The sequence below is a fragment of the Coprococcus sp. AM100_B19A genome, assembly GCF_027662015.1.
Taxonomy (GTDB): domain Bacteria; phylum Bacillota; class Clostridia; order Lachnospirales; family Lachnospiraceae; genus Allocoprococcus; species Allocoprococcus comes.
On sequence record NZ_JAQDKN010000024.1, the window covers coordinates 15,482 to 33,285 of the forward strand.

Below are 17,804 nucleotides of genomic sequence, written 5' to 3' on the forward strand. Positions count from 1 at the left end.
GTATCTGTTCTACAGGAAAGTGGCGTGCCTTACTGGCACGCCATTTTTAAAAATTCTTCCATTGCCCTTGTCTGGTAGCGACCATTTTTCCAGTAGAACCGGATGTCACGGCTGCTTTCGCCTGCAGGAAGCTTATAGTACACCACATCAGAGGTAAGAGGTACTTTTGAGAGCATGATATCTCCGATAAAAGAGATCCCCATGCCGGAGCAGGTGATGTTGTAAGAAGTCATCTGCTGATCCATTTCCAGGATGATATTTGGTTCAAAGAGATTGTTCTGGCAGATCATACGGGCACGTTTTCCAGTGTCGTTTTCCGGTTTCAGCATAATAAAAGGCTCACTTTTAAAGCGTGTCAGAGGAACGGGAGGACAGGATTCTTCCAGAAATTTTTTGCTCAGGATATCTTCTACAGGAAGCTGATAGGAGCGCAGCGTATTATTGATCGGGAATGCTCCCGGAACAGCAAGGATCAGGTGCTCTTCCTGAAATTTACGGTAGCCGTAGATGGTGGCATCCAGAACACTGCTGTCCAGCATCAGATCCAGCTGCCCGTGTCGCAGCATACGGGCAAGATTGGCAGTGGTTTCTTCAACCAGGCTGATCTGGATCAGAGGATATCTGCGGGCAAAATCCGCGATCAGCGAAGGCAGGATCCAGGAGGAAAACAAGTTGCTTCCTCCGAGGATGAGTGTTCCTTTTTTTAGGTCGCCCCAGTCGTTTGCAAATCCTTCAAATTCATTCTGGATACTTTTTATTTTTTCTACCGCTTTGATATACTGTACCCCACATTCGGTAAGGGAAAGTGGTTTGGTACTCCGGTCAAAGATCGGATATCCGATGTGATGCTCGACACGCTTTACGTTGGCACTGAGTGAAGGCTGTGAGATAAATAACTTCTCAGCCGCCTTGGAAAAGCTTTTTTCCAGATAAACTTCATAGACATATTCCATTCCCTGAAACATAGGTATTCTCCTTTGACATAGTTTTAAAATTATAGTTACTATAAAAATATATGTATTAGATTATATTGTAACACAGAGCTATAATGAAAACAACAAAGGCAATACGCCAGAGAAAAATGGAAAATCGAGGGATTTTGAGATGGAAAATGGAAAAGAAAACAAGACAGGTTATCGTGTAGAACAGGATTCAATAGGGGCAAAAGATATTCCGGGAGATGTATATTACGGGGTACAGTCACTGCGTGCTGCGGAGAATTTCCGTATTACCGGGCTGAATATGCATCCGGAGATCATCAACAGTCTTGCGTACATAAAGAAAGCATCTGCGATCACCAACTGCGAGAGTGGGATTCTGGAAAAGAAAAAGGCAAAAGCAATCGTACAGGCATGTGATGAAATCCTTACAGGAAAATTGCATGAGTACTTTATCGTAGATCCGATCCAGGGAGGTGCGGGTACTTCTCTGAACATGAATGCAAACGAAGTCATTGCAAACCGTGCGATTGAGATTCTTGGCGGGAAAAAGGGAGATTATTCAGCAGTAAATCCGAATGATGATGTAAACTGCGGACAGTCCACAAATGATGTTATTCCGACAGCTGGCAAGATGACTTCACTCAGACTTCTTCAGAATCTGAAAAAAGAACTGCTCAGACTTCATGGAGCGCTCTGCAAAAAGGCAGAGGAATTTGACCATGTGATCAAAATGGGACGCACCCAAATGCAGGATGCAGTTCCGATCCGTCTGGGTCAGGAATTTCAGGCATATTCCGATGCCATCATGCGTGATATTCACCGTATGGATAATGCGATGGGCGAGATGCGTACCGTCAACATGGGTGGAACGGCAGTCGGAACCGGAATCAATGCAGATGAAGCCTATGTAAGCCGCATTGTTCCGAATCTTTCAAAAATATCTGATATTCAGTTTGTCCAGGCTTTTGATCTAATCGATGCAACCCAGAACCTGGATCCGTTTGTGGCAGTATCCGGTGCAGTGAAAGCGTGTGCAGTCACACTTTCCAAGATTGCCAATGACCTGCGTCTGATGTCATCCGGACCAAGAGCCGGATTTGGTGAGATCAACCTTCCGGCAAAGCAGAATGGTTCTTCGATCATGCCGGGAAAAGTGAATCCGGTCATCCCGGAAGTAGTGAACCAGGTCGCATTTAACATCATTGGAAATGATGTGACGATCACGATGGCAGCAGAGGGTGGACAGCTGGAACTGAATGCGTTTGAACCGATCGTATTCTACTGTCTGTTCCAGTCGATCGATACACTTGCATATGCAGTGCAGACTTTTATTGACAACTGTGTGACAGGAATCACAGCCAATGAAGAGAGATGCCGTCAGCTGGTAGAGAACAGCATCGGCGTAATTACTGCAATCTGTCCGCATGTAGGCTATGAGAAAGCAGCGGAGATTGCGAAAAAAGCAATGAAGACCGGGGAATCCATTCGCAATCTGATCCTCAGAGAAGGTCTTTTAAGTGAAAAAGAGATGGAAACCGTTCTGGATCCGGTCAATATGACAGAGCCAGGTATTTCGGGAAAAGAACTTCTCAGAAAATAAAGAATAAAATTTTTCTAAAAGACATGATTTTCTCCTTTTAAGGGTGTACAATGAAACATACGCGTTTCATGAGTTACAACTTAAAAGGAGAATTTTTATGCTTCAAATTCAACATATCTGCAAAGAATACCGTACAGGTACGCTGGTACAGAAGGCACTGGATGATGTAAGCCTGAATTTCAGGGACAATGAATTTGTTGCGATCCTGGGACCGAGTGGTTCGGGAAAGACGACGTTTCTTAACATCATCGGTGGACTGGATCGGTACGATAGTGGTGATTTGATCATCAACGGGATTTCTACGAAAAAATATAAAGACAGAGACTGGGATTCCTATCGAAATCATACAATTGGTTTTGTATTTCAGAGTTATAATCTGATTCCACATCAGACGGTGCTTGCCAATGTGGAGCTGGCACTGACTATTTCTGGGATCGGGAAGGAAGAACGGAAAAAGAGAGCGATTGAGGCTCTGAAAAAAGTTGGTCTTGGGGAGCAGTTGCATAAAAAACCGAGCCAGATGTCAGGCGGACAGATGCAGAGGGTGGCAATCGCCCGTGCGCTGGTCAATGATCCGGATATTCTGCTTGCTGATGAGCCGACAGGAGCGCTGGATACGGCGACCAGTGTGCAGGTTATGGAACTTTTAAAAGAAGTGGCAAAAGACCGGCTTGTTGTAATGGTTACACATAACCCAGAGCTTGCTGAAGAATATGCGACCCGTATCGTAACGCTCAAGGACGGAAAGATCCGTTCGGATACGGACGAATTTTATGTCAATGAAGCGGTCATGAAGGAGCCGGAGCATAAGAATATGGGGAAAGCTTCCATGTCATTTCTGACGGCTCTTTCCCTGAGCTTTAATAACTTAAAGACGAAGAAAGCAAGGACTCTTCTGACATCTTTTGCCGGTTCTATTGGAATTATCGGGATTGCACTGATACTGGCACTTTCCAACGGAGTCAATGCCTACATCAAGTCAATTGAAGAAGAGACTCTTTCCGAGTATCCGCTTCAGATCCAGAGTACCGGATTTGATATGACATCGATGATGGTAGGCAATATGGACAGTGGTTCGGGCAGTTCGGATAAGAAGGAGACAAAAAAAGACGGGGAAGTCAAGGTTATGCAGATGATGACCAATATGTTTTCCACGATGAACTCCAACGATCTGAAGTCTTTAAAAGAATATCTGGATGGAGGAAAAAGTGGAATTGAGGACTATACCAGTGCCGTTGAATATTCTTATAATATTTCACCAAGAATCTATCGGCAGAACAAGGATGGTTCCATTCGCCAGGTGAATCCGGACAAATCCTTTGAGTCGCTTGGAATCAGCTCTGGCGCAAGTACCAACAGTCTGATGTCATCGATGATGAGTACGAATGTTTTTTATGAAATGCCTAAGACGGAGGGGCTTTATGAGAACCAGTATGATGTGAAGGCGGGACGCTGGCCGCAGAATTATAATGAATGTGTACTGGTGCTGACTTCGGACGGAGGCATGAGTGATTTTCTCCTTTATACTTTGGGACTGCGGGATCAGATGGAACTGGACGAAATGATCCAGGAATTTATCAATGAAGAAGATGTGAACACTCCGGCAAATATCGGAACATATACCTATGAGGATATTATTGGAAAAACTTTTAAATTGGTCAATGTGTCTGACTGCTACGAATATGACAGCCAGTACGAGATCTGGAAGGATAAATCCGATAATAAGGAATATATGAAGAAACTCGTGGATCAGGGCGAAGAACTTAAAATCGTCGGAATCGTACAGGCATCGGAAGATGCAAATGCTTCCGCTCTGACACCGGGGATTGGCTATCCGCAGAGACTTACTGAGCATGTCGCAAAAGAGGCTGCAAAAAGTGAGATTGTAAAAGATCAGCTGGAGAATCCATCCAAGAATGTATTTACCGGAGAACAGTTCGGAACCACAGAAGAGAAGAACGGACTGGATGCGAACAGTCTGTTTACGGTAGATGAGGATGCATTTCAGAAAGCATTTGTTTTAGACGACAGTGGATTTTCCGGTGATCTGTTGTCGGCAGATTCCCTGAATCTGGAAAATGCATTCCGGATGGGTGGGGATTCTCTGGATCTGTCCGGGATGATAAATCTGGATCAGATCAGTCTTGACGTGTCCGGTATGCCACAGATGAATCTTGGCGATATGATCGGAAGCCTGAATCTTACCGTAAAACCGGGTGGAATGCAGAAGTTGTCTGAGAGTGTTATGGAAGGTTATCAGGAGTATGTGAAATTCCATCCGGAAGCAGATTATTCAAATCTGGCGAGAGATTTTATGGATTACCTGATGACGGATGAAGCGCAGAAGATCCTGAAAGATAATCTGCAGGAGATCATTGAGAGCACCGGTGGGTTTAAGATTACAATTGATCAGATGCAGGAGCTTGTACAGCGTGTGATGGAAGGATATCAAAAGTATGCTGCGGAAAAAGGATATACAGATCCGGATAAATTTGGAGAATACCTGGCGGAGTATTTACAGACCGAGGAAGCAAAAGAGATTATGAATGCCTGGCAGCAGGAGATTTTTGGAGATACGGTGATAAATATTACTTCTGACCAGCTGAAAAAACTGACAAAAGAACTGGCGAGTAGTTATCCGGCATATGCTGCGGCGAATGGAAAAGCAGATCCGACCAAAATGGGAGATTATTTTCTGAACTACCTTGCCACAGCAGATGGAAAACAGCGTCTGATGAACGGGCTTTCCGAGGTGATCGATATGGATCAGCTGGAGAGCCAGTTAAGTGCGACAATGGGAAGTTACATGGCAAAGGCAATGGGAACTTATACCCGAGCAATTTCGGATGTGCTTGAGACACAGATCACTTCGGCAATGAATCAGATCGTCACTCAGATCACAGAAAAAATCGGGAACGCCATGCAGGCTGCCATGGGAAATGTGGGAACCCAGCTGCAGAACATGCTTGGAAGTTCGATGAAGATTGATACCGATGCATTTGCAAAGGCATTTCAGATGAATATGACAGAAGATGATCTGAAAGAGCTGATGACATCCATGACAATGAGCGCGACTGCTTCCTATGACAATAATCTGCAGAAGCTTGGATACGTGGATTTTGCGAACCCGAGTCAGATTTCCATATATCCGACGGATTTTGAGAGTAAAGAAAAAGTGGTGAAAATCCTGGATTCTTATAACAGCCGGATGGAAAAAGAAGGAAAAGAGGAACAGATCATCACTTATACCGATATAGTCGGAACACTGATGTCTTCCGTGACAAATATCGTGGATATCATCAGCTATGTGCTGATTGCGTTTGTGGCGATTTCCCTTGTAGTATCTTCAATTATGATCGGGGTTATCACCTACATCAGTGTACTTGAACGGAAGAAGGAGATTGGAATCCTGCGCGCGATCGGGGCATCTAAGAGAAATGTATCGCAGGTATTTAATGCAGAAACCGTTATCATTGGTCTGTGTGCCGGACTGATCGGAATCGGACTGTCACTGCTGCTTCTGATCCCTGGAAATATGATCATCCATGCGGTGGCAGATAATAACAAAATCAATGCATTTTTACCAGTGCTTCCGGCAATTGTGCTGATTCTTTTGAGTATCGGGCTTACCCTGCTCGGTGGAATCATTCCGTCAAGGAAAGCAGCAAAGAGCGATCCGGTGACAGCGCTTAGGACAGAATAAAAAAAGAGAATGAGGGAAAAGGAAAATGGATAAAGAGAAAAATACAGAAGCAGTGAGTGAGGAAAATATTTACTGTCTGAATGGAAGAGTGCCGGTAAAAAAGGCGATTCCGTTCGGACTCCAGCATGTTCTGGCAATGTTTGTGTCGAATCTGGCACCGGTGCTGATCGTGTGCAGTGCGGCATTTGTGAGAGGATCGGAGAATCACTTAAGTGCTGCGGAAATTACGCAGCTTCTGCAGTGCGCGATGTTTGCAGCGGGGATCGGGACCTGTCTGCAGCTTTACCCGGTATGGAAGATTGGCTCCAGGCTTCCGATTGTTATGGGAGTCAGTTTTACCTTTCTTGGTAGTCTGCTGATGATCTGTACCAATTCGGAACTTGGATATGAAGGGATGGTTGGTGCGGTGATCGCCGGAGGTATTTTTGAGGGACTGGTAGGAATGAGTGCCAAATACTGGAAACGGTTCCTGACACCGGTAGTATCGGCATGTGTGGTGATTGCGATTGGGCTTTCCCTCTTGTCGGTAGGAATGGATTCCTGGGGCGGTGGAAACGGAGCAGAAGATTTTGGAGCGTGGTATCATCTTCTGGTCGGATTTTTCACACTGGTTGTGTGTCTGGCTGCCCGTTATCTGTTAAAAGGTGTATACAAGAACCTGAACGTATTGGTTGGTCTGGTCTGTGGGTATCTTCTGTCCATTATATTTACTGTGGCAGGGATTGCAGCGATGGTTGATTTTTCAGGAATTACAAAGACGATCGAGCAGGTTGGTGTATTCAGCCTTCCCAAGCTTGTATTTTTTACTTCCCATAAACCGGTTTTTGATCTGGGAGCATTCTTTACTATTGCAATTGTATTCCTGGTATCGGCAGCGGAGACAACGGGTGCAACTACTGCAGTGTGTACCGGTGCACTTGGACGGGATATCAAGATGGAGGAACTGCAGGGGTCTCTTGCCGTGGATGGATTTTCCAGTGCGATTTCAGGATGCTTTGGATGTCTGCCGCTTACTTCTTTCAGTCAGAATATCGGGCTCGTCACTATGACGGGAGTTATCAACCGTTTTACTATTCTGATGGGGGCTTTGATTTTGATCCTTGCTTCTCTGTTCCCGCCACTTGGAGCTTTTTTCAATTCGCTTCCGCAGGCGGTACTTGGAGGATGTACGGTTATGATGTTCGGATCGATCATGTATGAAGGGATCAAGATGCTCAAAGGGTGTGTGTTTGATGACAGAACTATGATCATCGTATCGCTGGCATTCTGTATCGGTGTCGGACTGACACAGACTTCCGGAAACTTCTTTTCTGCATTTCCGAAGGAGGTAGGAGATATTTTTAATGGAAATGCAGTTGCAGGGGTGTTCGTGGTGTCATTGATCTTAAGTATCTGCCTTCCGAAGAAAAAAACAACAGATTTGTAAAATGTGATAAAAATAAGTCAATCAGAAGGAAGAGATGAACGAGGATGAGGACAAAAAGAAAGATCGAAGCGCAGGCGTCTGAACAATTATAATCGAAAATTGTTGAGCAAATAAGGAACTGGCGGCACGATAAAAAGTGTCGCCAGTTCTTTTTTAGTGTTTCGCTGCGAGGGATAGTACCTCCAGACTGGTTTCTCTGGTAGAAAAATCGATGATGACTTGACCGGATCCGCACCGAATGTTCAGTAAGCTATGATTCCAATTGTAAGAACTAAAAAATCATGCTATACTTACGGCAGATGAAAAACTGACAGGATAAGACAACAAAGGAGAGGCACATGAATTCTAATTTTGAATATTATAAAGTTTTTTATTATGTGGCGAAGTATGAGAACCTTACAAAGGCATCCAGCGTTCTGAAGACGAGCCAGCCGGCGGTGACGAGAACGATACACAACCTGGAAAATGAACTGGGATGCCGATTATTTACCAGAAGCAAATCCGGTATGAAGCTGACACCGGAGGGAAGAACCTTTTACAGCTATGTATCGGCAGGGTGCGCCCAGTTTTTTAAAGGGGAAAATGATCTGAGCAATCTGATCAGTCTTGAGAACGGGACAATCTATATCAGTGCGACTGAGACAGCCTTGCACTGCTTCTTGTTCCGGGCAATGGGAGAGTTCAACAGCATTTACCCGAACGTACATTTCAAAATCTTAAATAACAGTACCATGGACTCGGTCAACGCGGTAAAAGAAGGAAAGGTAGACCTTGCATTTGTGTCAACGGATCTGCAGGTAAATAAGCCACTCAGGATGAAGAAACTGCGGGAATACCATGAGGTGCTGATCGGCGGCAGTCGTTACATAGAATTAAAAGGAAGAAAGATTTCATTGGAGGAGCTTTCGGCTTATCCCTGGATCAGCCTGACTTCGGAGGCACTGACAAGAAAATTCCTGAATAATTATTTTGCAGATCATGGTCTGCAGTTTTTGCCGGATATGGAGCTTGCGACGACAGACCTGATCTTGCCGGCAGTCCGTCACAATCTTGGAATTGGATTTGTCCCGGAAGAATTTGCCGAAGAAGAGAAGAAGGCGGAAAATGTATTTGAAATCGAAGTGGAAGAGAAGCTTCCGACCAGAAATATTATTCTGATCTATGATACTGAGTATCCTCAGAGTATTGCATCGAAGGAGTTTCAGAAGTTTCTGAGCAGTCAGAAGAACTAAAGAAGAAATAGATTTTCAAAGTGGATTGTACAAATCGGTATCCTTTGCAGCCGGGATGTGTATCTGCAAAGAAAAATATAAGGAGAATGCCCCGGAATTTTTTATGTGTGGATCATAAAGTTCCGGAGCATTTTTATATTTGTAAGTATAAAGTTATAAAGTAGAATTTTGGATTAGAAAACGATTGATATTATTTATGCCATTCCCAGTTTCTGATTTCTTCCAGATCCTGTCCGTATTCAGCGATGTACTGCTTGTGCTCAACCAGTTTGTCGTTCATCTTCTGAATCAGGAATGATCCCTTATTGCCAAGCTGTGGCAGATGCATGATTGCATCTTTTACAAGGTTGAAACGGTCGATCTGGTTCTGTACACGCATGTCAAATGGAGTAGTGATCGTACCTTCTTCCTGATATCCATGAACAGAAATGTTGTGGTTGTGACGTTCGTATGTCAGTTCATGAATCAGTGTCGGATATCCGTGGAATGCAAAGATAACCGGTTTATCTTTTGTGAAGATTGCATCGTATTCTGCATCACTTAATCCGTGTGGATGTTTGTGGTCTGATTCCAGTTTGAACAGGTCAACTACATTGACAACGCGGATCTTGAGCTCTGGCATTTCATCACGAAGGATAGTAACAGCAGCCATAACTTCAAGAGTAGGAGTGTCACCGCAGCAAGCCATAACAACATCTGGTTCTTCACCGCAGTCATTACTTGCCCATTCCCAGATACCAATACCCTGTGTACAATGCTTTACAGCCTGTTCCATAGTCAGCCACTGGCAGCTTGGATGTTTAGATGCTACGATTGCATTGACATAGTTCTTACTCTTGATGCAGTGGTCGAAGCATGAGAGTAAGCAGTTTGTATCCGGTGGTAAATACATGCGGACAACGTCTGCCTTTTTATTGGCAATGTGATCCAGAAATCCTGGATCCTGATGTGTAAATCCGTTATGATCCTGTTGCCATACATTAGATGTCAGGATAAAGTTCAGCGAAGCGATCGGCTGTCTCCATGAAAGCTGGTTGCAGACCTTCAGCCATTTTGCATGCTGCGCTGCCATAGAGTCAACGATACGGATGAATGCTTCATAGCTTGCAAAGAATCCATGACGTCCTGTCAGAAGATATCCTTCCAGCCATCCTTCACACATATGTTCACTTAACATACCGTCCATGATACGTCCGTCTCTTGCAAGGCAGTCATCAGTGTCAAGCAAGTCTGCCTGCCAGTCACGTTTCTGTTCTTCAAATACTTTGTACAGACGGTTGGACATACTTTCATCTGGTCCGAAGATACGGAAGTTCTTACTGTCTTCATTTAATTTGAAGATGTCGCGGATGTATCCGCCAAGTTCGATCATATCCTGTGCTTTTGTCTTGCCAGGTTCTACTTCGATTCCGTATGAGCGGAAATCCGGAAGACGAAGGTCTTTCAGAAGAAGTCCGCCATTTGCATGCGGGTTTGCACCAAGACGGGCATCTCCCTTTGGAGCAAGTTCTGCAAGTTCCGGAATCAGATGTCCTTTTTCATCGAAGAGTTCTTCTGCATGGTAGCTTTCCAACCATTCTTTCAGAAGGTCAAGATGTTCTGGTGATTCCATAGAAAGCGGTACCTGATGTGCACGGAAAGATCCTTCAATCTGAAGTCCGTCAACAACCTTTGGTCCTGTCCATCCCTTTGGAGTACGAAGAACGATCATTGGCCAGAACGGACGGGTAGGATCATTGTTTTCACGGGCATTTTTCTGGATTGCTTTGATTTCTTCGATGCAGGCATCCATAGTCTCAGCCATTTTTCTGTGCATAGTCATCGGATCGTCACCTTCTACGAAGTAAGGTTTCCATCCGCAGCCCTTGAAGAAGTTTTCCACTTCCTCATGAGAAATACGTGAGAAAATGGTTGGGTTACTGATCTTGTATCCGTTCAGATGAAGGATTGGAAGAACAGCACCGTCTGTGATCGGGTTCAGGAATTTGTTGGACTGCCATGAAGTAGCAAGCGGCCCTGTTTCAGCTTCACCGTCACCGACAACAACTGTAGCGATAAGATCTGGGTTGTCCAGAACAGCACCAAAGCCGTGAGCAATTGAATATCCGAGTTCTCCACCCTCATTGATAGAACCTGGTGTTTCTGGAGCACAGTGACTCGGAACTCCGCATGGGAATGAGAACTGCTTGAACATTTTCTTCATGCCTTCCTCATCCTGGCTGATGTTCGGATAAACTTCACTATAAGAACCTTCCAGATAAGTGTTGGCGATCAGGAAGTTTCCGCCATGTCCCGGACCGGAAAGAAGAATCATATCCAGATCATAACGTTTGATGACACGGTTGCAGTGTACATAGATGAAGTTTTGTCCAGGTACGGTTCCCCAGTGTCCGACGATTTTTTTCTTGATCTGATCCATGGTCAATGGCTTTTTCAGAAGCGGATTATCAAGAAGGTATAACTGACCGGCTGACAGGTAGTTGGCAGCACGCCAGTAGGCATTCATTTTGTTGAGCAGTTCATCAGATAATGGCTGCTTTTCAAGACATAATTTATTGTCTTCCATTTTAGTACCTCTCTCTTTCTCTAATTCATTTTTGTTATTTTTTTAACTGGGTTCATCATATCATGAGTAAAAGATAACGTAAAATAGCAATAATGAATTATATTCATATCAAAATGTTATGGATAGGAAGAGGGGGAGTTCCTTAATTTCGTAATAGGTGGTAGACATTGTGGAAAAATTGAAGTATAATTACGAATAGCTGTTTTTATGTAAGATTTTTGAATAAAGCGTTTAAAATGTTAATGTTTTGACGGAGAAAAACAGTGTATATAATGTAGATTGACAGTTTTTTAGTGAGGGAGAATTTATTATGAAGACTACTCTGATTATTATGGCAGCAGGAATCGGTTCAAGATTTGGAACAGGAATCAAGCAGCTCGCCAAGATGTCTCCGAATGGGGAGATCATTATGGATTACTCTATTTATGATGCAAAAGAAGCTGGTTTTGACAAGGTTGTATTTATTATCAGAAAAGATATTGAAGAAGAATTCCGTTCTGTAATCGGGAATCGTATCGGAGATCAGATCGAGGTGGAATATGTATATCAGGATCTTGCAGATATTCCAGCTGGTTTTGAAGTTCCGGAGGGACGTACCAAACCTTGGGGAACTGGTCAGGCAGTTCTGTGTTGTAAAGATGTAGTAAAAGAACCGTTTGTGATCATCAATGCAGATGATTATTATGGGAAGGAAGCGTTTAAGCTTCTCCATGATTACTTGATTGCGCACGCAGAGACAGCAGATAAGATGCAGATGGGAATGGCTGGTTTTATTCTGAAGAATACGGTTAGTGAAAATGGAACAGTTACCCGCGGCGTATGTGTGGTAGATGAAAATGGAATGCTTGAACAGATCCATGAGACGACTGGAATCAGTATCCAGGCTGACGGGGTACACTGCGACAGCGAAGCGGTTCAGAAATGGATCACACCAGATTCTAATGTATCCATGAATATGTGGGCTGGTTATCCGGATTTCATTCGGGTTCTGGATGAGAGATTCGCAGAATTTTTAAAAGATGAAGCAGGAGATCCTTTGAAAAAAGAATATCTTCTTCCAAATATTGTAGGAGATCTTTTAAAAGAAGGAAATGTGGATGTAAAGGTTCTGGAAACACACGATAAATGGATCGGTATTACTTATAAAGAAGATACAGAACTTGCACAGGCCGGATTCAAGAAGATGACAGAAGATGGCGTTTATCCGGAAAAATTGTGGAATTAAACGGATCCTGGAAGTAAAAAACAGAAGAGGAAAGAAAAATATGAATGAATTAAAACAGTTAGAGGCACAGAGAGATGACGAGATCGAGATTGATCTTGGCGAGATCTTTCATTTATTGCTGAATAAATTATGGGTGATTATTCTGTGCTTTATCGTAGGTGGAGTGATTGCGTTTAGTGGGACAAAACTCTTCCTTACTCCGAAATATTCAGCTTCATCGATGATTTATATTTTAACGAAGACAACCAGTGTGACATCTCTTGCAGATATCCAGATGGGATCGCAGCTTACAGCTGATTTTGAAATTCTTGCGACGAGCCGCCCAGTTATAGAAGAGGTGATTGAAAAGTTAAAATTGAAATATTCGTATGATGAGCTTGTGGCAATGATTCAGACAGATAATCAGACTGATACACGAATTTTGCGCTTTACGGTAATTGATGAGAATGCAAAAGAGGCAAAGGCAATTGCAAATGAACTTGCAGAAGTGACAGCAGAACGAGTAGCGTATGTTATGTCTAGTGATAAACCTAAAATTGTGGAGGAAGCGGTAGTACCTAAAAAAGCTTCATCACCGAATACGATGAAAAATACAATAATTGGAGCGTTGGCGGTTGCATTTTTGGCTATAGGAATTATTGTGATTAAATATTTGGTTAACGATACAGTCCAGAATGAAGATGATATTAAAAAATATCTTGGACTTCATATGCTTGCAGCGATTCCGACAGAAAAGAGGGAATCGATTTGAAAGACAGGACAAGAAAGATTATTGTTGCGGTGTTGCTTGTGATAGCAGTCTGCTGTTCAGGTTATCTGATTTGGTATTACGCCACGGCGGCAAAGACGAAGCAGTCGTATGATGATGCAAAAAAGCTGGCAACGGAAAATGTGAAACCGTCAAAAACAGATAGTGATGACGGAGAGCAGACAAAGCCGGAGATACCGGTTGATTTTACTGCTCTTCAGGAAAAAAATCCGGACATTTACGCATGGATTAAGATTGATGGAACAACCGTTGATTATCCGGTTTGCCAGAATAATGAGGATGATAATTATTATCTATCTCATACCTGGGAACGGGTAGAAGCGGCGGATGGTGCTATTTTTACACAGGCATGCAACAGTAAGAATTTTACAGATTTCAATACGGTTATTTACGGACATCAGATGGGTGAGGGTGTAGATACCATGTTTCATACACTGGATCGTTATCTGGAAGAAGGATATATTGAAAAATATCCAAATGTGATCATTTATACACCAGATCATGTTCTGACTTACCGGATTTTTGCGGCAGTTATTTATGATGACCGTCATCTGATCAACTCTTTCAATTATGTAATGGATGACCAGAGACAGGCTTTCCTGGATTCACTTCAGGATTCCAGAGACCTGAGAAGCCGTTACAGTGATATCGAAAGCGTAGGAACAGAAGACCGGATCCTGTCGCTCAGTACCTGTGTGACGGGAGAATCAAACCATAGACTTCTTGTGGAGGCGGTTCTGACAAATGAAGAATAGAAATCTGGTAATCGTGATACTTGCAGTTATCTGCGCAGGGCTGTTGGCAGGTGTCGTTTATACGGTTACAAAAGGGAAAAGCGGTACGCAGAAAAAACAGGAGGCATCGGCAGAAGCGGGTGCAGACGAAACGGAATCACAGTCCGGAATCATCGAAGAAGACGGAAAGAAATACAAACTCAACCCGGATATCAAGACCGTTCTGTTCATGGGTGTTGACAAGGAAGAAAAAGCAGATCTTGGTAATAACCCGGGAGAAAACGGACAGAGCGACAGCCTGAATCTTCTGGTCCTTAATAAAGAAGAGAAGACGGCACAGATCATTCAGATTTCCAGAGATTCTATGGTGGGAATCGATATTTATGATGTGACAGGTAACAGGCTGATGACGGAAAATGGGCAGATCGCACTTCAGTACGCATATGGGGACGGGGCAGAAGAGAGCTGCCGTCTGACATCTGAGAAGGTATCAGAACTTATGTATGGCGTGAATGTAGATTCTTATTTTTCACTGACGCTGGAGGGGCTGGTTGCAGCAACCGATGCGGTTGGAGGAATTACTCTTACCGTGCCAGAAGATTATACAGCTGTTGATCCTGCATTTGAAAAAGGTGCAGAAGTTACTCTTAATGGGGAACTTGCTGAAAAATATGTCCGTAAAAGAGATATTGAAGTCCTTGACAGTAACAATCAGCGCATGGAACGTCAGTCACAGTTTATGGATGCTCTGATCGAGAAGATGCAGAGTATTCAAAGCGAAACAGAGTATCTTTCTCTGTACCAGAAATTGGAGGATTATATGACAACAAACATGACTGCGGATGAGATGGAAGAGCTGACAGATTATAAGATTGCAGAGGACACCGTGAAAGTTCCGGGTGAGATTATTGAGAAAGACGGACATGCGCAGTATCTGGTAGACAATAAAGAATTAAAAAAAATAATATTAAAAATGTTTTACAAAATAATGTAATTGTAGTATAGTATAGCTTGATATAGCGAATATCAAATAAACTATGTGAGGAGGTCAAAGAAAATGAAGTCAAGAATCTTAAAGACAGTTGGTCTTATTGCAGCTATGGTATCCTGCATCGGAATGACGGCATTTGCAGCACCAAGCCCGGCAGCTTCTACAGTTGTTACAGCTGTAAGCAGCGCAACAGATACAGATGGTAATGCAGTGAATGTTTCTATCACATCTGAGATCCCGGCAGAATACACACAGGCAGTTGCAGACATTAAGACTGAAGCAAAATTGAAAGAAGTAATTGGGAGCGATTTTAATGCGAATATGACAGTTGCTGATGTTAAGGAAGTTACAGCGCCGGAAGGAGCTAAATTCCCACTTAAGATCACATTCGTAATGAAAGGCGTAACAGCTTCTTCTAAAGTTCAGATTCTGCATTACAATAGATCAGCATCAGCTTGGGAGAAGATTGATACAACTGTTGCAGATGGAACAGTAACAGGTACATTTAGTTCACTGTCACCGGTTGCATTTGTTGTTGACAAGACAACTCTTACATCCGCTACAGGAACAGCTACTTCACCGGCTACAAGCGCAACAGCTGTATCAGCAGTTGCAGTACTTGGACTGGCAGCAGTAGCAGCAGCATTCGGTCTTAAAAAGAAAGCTGTTAGATAATACAAACATATGTTGAAAACGCTTCTTTGTGGCGGGAGTCACCGTGAGGGGCGTTTTCTTTTTGACAGGAGAGATACGTTTTGATGTTGGTAGATATTCATTGTCATATTCTTCCGGGAGTAGATGATGGAGCACCGGATATGGAGACTTCCAGAGCAATGATACGGGATGCCTATGAGCAGGGAGTACGTTATATCATTGCGACTCCGCATTACAGACCGGAGATGTTTGAGCCTTCCATGAAAAAGGTGATCCGAGTATACCATGAACTTCGCGATTATGCTGAAGAAGTTGGAATTGGACTGAGGCTTGGCTGCGAGTATTACCGGAATGAGCAGATGATCCGGCATCTTGATAAGAAGCTTCGGCCGACGATGCTTGGAAGCAGATATGTTTTGACAGAGTTTTCAACCAATGACAGTTTTGTCACGGTCCGTAATTACATTTATGAGCTGATCACCAAGGGATATCGACCGATCGTTGCACATGTTGAAAGGTATTTTTGCTGTCAGGAACCGGAGAGAATCCAGGAACTGAAAAAACTTGGAGCACAGATCCAGATAAATGCAGATTCCGTATTGGGATATGAAGGACATACGATTAAAAAGTTCTGTGCCGGCCTGATGAAAGATGATCTTGTGGATTTTATAGGATCAGATGCACACAATCTGGAGGGGCGGAAGATGAACCTCGGGAAGTGTGCCACTTACGTCAGAAAAAAGATGGGACAGGATTATGCGGAAGAGATTTTTGTAGATAATCCAAGACGGATATGGAAGAGCAGATAAAGAGATTCAGATAGCCCCGCGTGGGGAAGAAAGCAGGTGTTTTGTTGAAAAAGGTTAATTTATCGATTGAAAAGAAAAGCTACGGGGTGCGTGAAGCAATCCGGACATTGCGTACCAATCTGCAGTTTTGCGGAGATGATAAAAGAGTCATTCTTGTAACAAGCTGTGTGCCGAGAGAGGGGAAAAGCTCTGTTTCTGTTGCGCTGGCAGAATCAATTGCAGACATGGGAAAATCTGTTATTCTTGTTGATGCGGATATCAGGAATTCTGTTATGGCATCGAAACTTCAGATTACCGGCGCAGATAAAGGGCTGTCACACTTCCTCTCCGGACAGTGTGTGCTTGCAGATGTGATTATGGCGACAAATATTCCGAAATTTCATATTCTTCTTTCCGGACCGGAGGCTCCGAATCCGACAGAGCTTCTGGAATCCAAACGTTTTACTGGTATGCTGGAGTCCATGAAGAATGTCTATGATTATATTATCATTGACTGTCCGCCGCTTGGTCTTGTTATTGATGCGGCAATCATCGGACATCAGAGTGATGGCGCGATCATTGTTGTCGAAGCAGGTAAGACCAAATACCGTCTGGTGCAGAATGTAAAAGACCAGCTGGAAAATTCGGGAGTGTCCGTTCTTGGTGTTGTTCTTAACAAGGTAGAGCGTAAGAACCAGAAGGGATATTATAACAAATATTATGGCTCACAGAAGTATGAGGGCTATTATGGACACAATGAAGAAACAAAAAATGCATAAAAGTGAAAATAACACTTGCAATTGTTAAAAGTTTCTGTTAAAATAACTATTGTTGTGAGTCTGCAAGATTTGTAAGCGGACATTTCAGATCGTTAGGAGGTGCAATCATGGCTAAATGTGCTATTTGTGAAAAGGGTGCTCATTTCGGAAATAACGTAAGTCACTCTCATAGAAGATCATCTAAGATGTGGAAATCTAACGTAAAATCCGTTAGAGTTAAAACGGAAAACGGCGGAACACAGAAAATGTACGTATGTACAAGCTGCCTGAAATCCGGACGCGTTGAAAGAGCTTAATCTGAGCGGAATGATAAGAACCGAAGCTTTTAAGCTTCGGTTTTTTGCGTGTGCGCCTAGCGGCGCACGTTTCTAACGGGTTAAAGTCCCGAATCCACCC

General features: G+C 43.4%; 14 protein-coding genes. 12 read left to right on the forward strand and 2 right to left on the reverse strand.

All coding sequences use genetic code 11. The features are described from left to right. Window positions 1-29: 29 nt before the first annotated feature. Entirely contained in the window at window positions 30-965 is a 936-nt protein-coding gene (locus PGQ33_RS15965) for a LysR family transcriptional regulator (protein WP_270206072.1), read from the reverse strand. A 139-nt stretch (window positions 966-1,104) separates the two neighbouring features. Between PGQ33_RS15965 and PGQ33_RS15970 the strand changes: the two genes are divergently transcribed. From PGQ33_RS15970 to PGQ33_RS15985, 4 genes are all read left to right on the forward strand, one after another. Continuing rightward, complete coding sequence (locus tag PGQ33_RS15970; RefSeq protein ID WP_270206073.1) at window positions 1,105-2,541, forward strand: aspartate ammonia-lyase; 1,437 nt, start codon at window positions 1,105-1,107, stop codon at window positions 2,539-2,541. A gap of 97 nt (window positions 2,542-2,638) precedes the next feature. Then, a complete protein-coding gene (locus PGQ33_RS15975; RefSeq protein ID WP_270206074.1) occupies window positions 2,639-6,244 on the forward strand; it encodes an ABC transporter ATP-binding protein/permease in 3,606 nt (1,201 codons plus the stop codon). Between the two features lie 25 nt (window positions 6,245-6,269). After that, complete coding sequence (locus PGQ33_RS15980; protein WP_270206075.1) at window positions 6,270-7,670, forward strand: uracil-xanthine permease family protein; 1,401 nt, start codon at window positions 6,270-6,272, stop codon at window positions 7,668-7,670. Between the two features lie 338 nt (window positions 7,671-8,008). Then, entirely contained in the window at window positions 8,009-8,902 is an 894-nt protein-coding gene (locus PGQ33_RS15985) for a LysR family transcriptional regulator (protein WP_055157867.1), read from the forward strand. A 190-nt stretch (window positions 8,903-9,092) separates the two neighbouring features. Here the strand turns inward: PGQ33_RS15985 and PGQ33_RS15990 are convergent, their stop codons facing one another. After that, complete coding sequence (locus tag PGQ33_RS15990) at window positions 9,093-11,468, reverse strand: phosphoketolase family protein (RefSeq protein ID WP_055157865.1); 2,376 nt, start codon at window positions 11,466-11,468, stop codon at window positions 9,093-9,095. Window positions 11,469-11,778: 310 nt separating this feature from the next. Here PGQ33_RS15990 and PGQ33_RS15995 point away from each other — a divergent pair, with 310 nt between their 5' ends. The 8 genes from PGQ33_RS15995 to rpmB all read left to right on the forward strand — a co-directional run bounded on the left by PGQ33_RS15995 (window position 11,779) and on the right by rpmB (window position 17,704). Further along, window positions 11,779-12,693: a sugar phosphate nucleotidyltransferase gene (locus tag PGQ33_RS15995; protein ID WP_270206076.1), complete on the forward strand. Its 915-nt coding sequence runs from the start codon at window positions 11,779-11,781 to the stop codon at window positions 12,691-12,693. A gap of 40 nt (window positions 12,694-12,733) precedes the next feature. After that, the gene (locus PGQ33_RS16000; RefSeq protein ID WP_118198326.1) at window positions 12,734-13,444 is read left to right on the forward strand and encodes a YveK family protein; all 711 of its coding nucleotides are present in this window, start codon (window positions 12,734-12,736) and stop codon (window positions 13,442-13,444) included. After that, on the forward strand, window positions 13,441-14,217 hold the full coding sequence (locus tag PGQ33_RS16005; protein ID WP_270206077.1) for a class B sortase: 777 nt from the start codon (window positions 13,441-13,443) through the stop codon (window positions 14,215-14,217). Before PGQ33_RS16000 ends, PGQ33_RS16005 begins: the two co-directional genes overlap by 4 nt. Further along, a complete protein-coding gene (locus PGQ33_RS16010; RefSeq protein WP_195368933.1) occupies window positions 14,207-15,190 on the forward strand; it encodes an LCP family protein in 984 nt (327 codons plus the stop codon). Before PGQ33_RS16005 ends, PGQ33_RS16010 begins: the two co-directional genes overlap by 11 nt. 63 nt (window positions 15,191-15,253) lie before the next feature. Next, entirely contained in the window at window positions 15,254-15,862 is a 609-nt protein-coding gene (locus PGQ33_RS16015; protein WP_270206078.1) for a hypothetical protein, read from the forward strand. An 83-nt stretch (window positions 15,863-15,945) separates the two neighbouring features. Then, window positions 15,946-16,650, forward strand: a complete 705-nt coding sequence (locus tag PGQ33_RS16020) for a CpsB/CapC family capsule biosynthesis tyrosine phosphatase (RefSeq protein WP_117558305.1) — start codon at window positions 15,946-15,948, stop codon at window positions 16,648-16,650. A gap of 44 nt (window positions 16,651-16,694) precedes the next feature. Next, window positions 16,695-17,408 carry a CpsD/CapB family tyrosine-protein kinase gene (locus PGQ33_RS16025; protein WP_022219989.1) on the forward strand — a complete coding sequence of 238 codons (714 nt, stop codon included), beginning with the start codon at window positions 16,695-16,697 and terminating at the stop codon, window positions 17,406-17,408. 107 nt (window positions 17,409-17,515) lie between these two features. Continuing rightward, complete coding sequence (gene rpmB / locus PGQ33_RS16030) at window positions 17,516-17,704, forward strand: 50S ribosomal protein L28 (RefSeq protein WP_022219990.1); 189 nt, start codon at window positions 17,516-17,518, stop codon at window positions 17,702-17,704. Window positions 17,705-17,804: the final 100 nt, after the last annotated feature.

What these genes read in the sequence shown, in the direction of transcription:
- PGQ33_RS15965 (WP_270206072.1), bottom strand. Translation starts at nt 965, where the DNA reads ATGTTTCAGGGAATGGAATATGTCTATGAAGTTTATCTGGAAAAAAGC.
- PGQ33_RS15970 (WP_270206073.1), top strand. Translation starts at nt 1,105, where the DNA reads ATGGAAAATGGAAAAGAAAACAAGACAGGTTATCGTGTAGAACAGGAT.
- PGQ33_RS15975 (WP_270206074.1), top strand. Translation starts at nt 2,639, where the DNA reads ATGCTTCAAATTCAACATATCTGCAAAGAATACCGTACAGGTACGCTG.
- PGQ33_RS15980 (WP_270206075.1), top strand. Translation starts at nt 6,270, where the DNA reads ATGGATAAAGAGAAAAATACAGAAGCAGTGAGTGAGGAAAATATTTAC.
- PGQ33_RS15985 (WP_055157867.1), top strand. Translation starts at nt 8,009, where the DNA reads ATGAATTCTAATTTTGAATATTATAAAGTTTTTTATTATGTGGCGAAG.
- PGQ33_RS15990 (WP_055157865.1), bottom strand. Translation starts at nt 11,468, where the DNA reads ATGGAAGACAATAAATTATGTCTTGAAAAGCAGCCATTATCTGATGAA.
- PGQ33_RS15995 (WP_270206076.1), top strand. Translation starts at nt 11,779, where the DNA reads ATGAAGACTACTCTGATTATTATGGCAGCAGGAATCGGTTCAAGATTT.
- PGQ33_RS16000 (WP_118198326.1), top strand. Translation starts at nt 12,734, where the DNA reads ATGAATGAATTAAAACAGTTAGAGGCACAGAGAGATGACGAGATCGAG.
- PGQ33_RS16010 (WP_195368933.1), top strand. Translation starts at nt 14,207, where the DNA reads ATGAAGAATAGAAATCTGGTAATCGTGATACTTGCAGTTATCTGCGCA.
- PGQ33_RS16015 (WP_270206078.1), top strand. Translation starts at nt 15,254, where the DNA reads ATGAAGTCAAGAATCTTAAAGACAGTTGGTCTTATTGCAGCTATGGTA.
- PGQ33_RS16020 (WP_117558305.1), top strand. Translation starts at nt 15,946, where the DNA reads ATGTTGGTAGATATTCATTGTCATATTCTTCCGGGAGTAGATGATGGA.
- rpmB (WP_022219990.1), top strand. Translation starts at nt 17,516, where the DNA reads ATGGCTAAATGTGCTATTTGTGAAAAGGGTGCTCATTTCGGAAATAAC.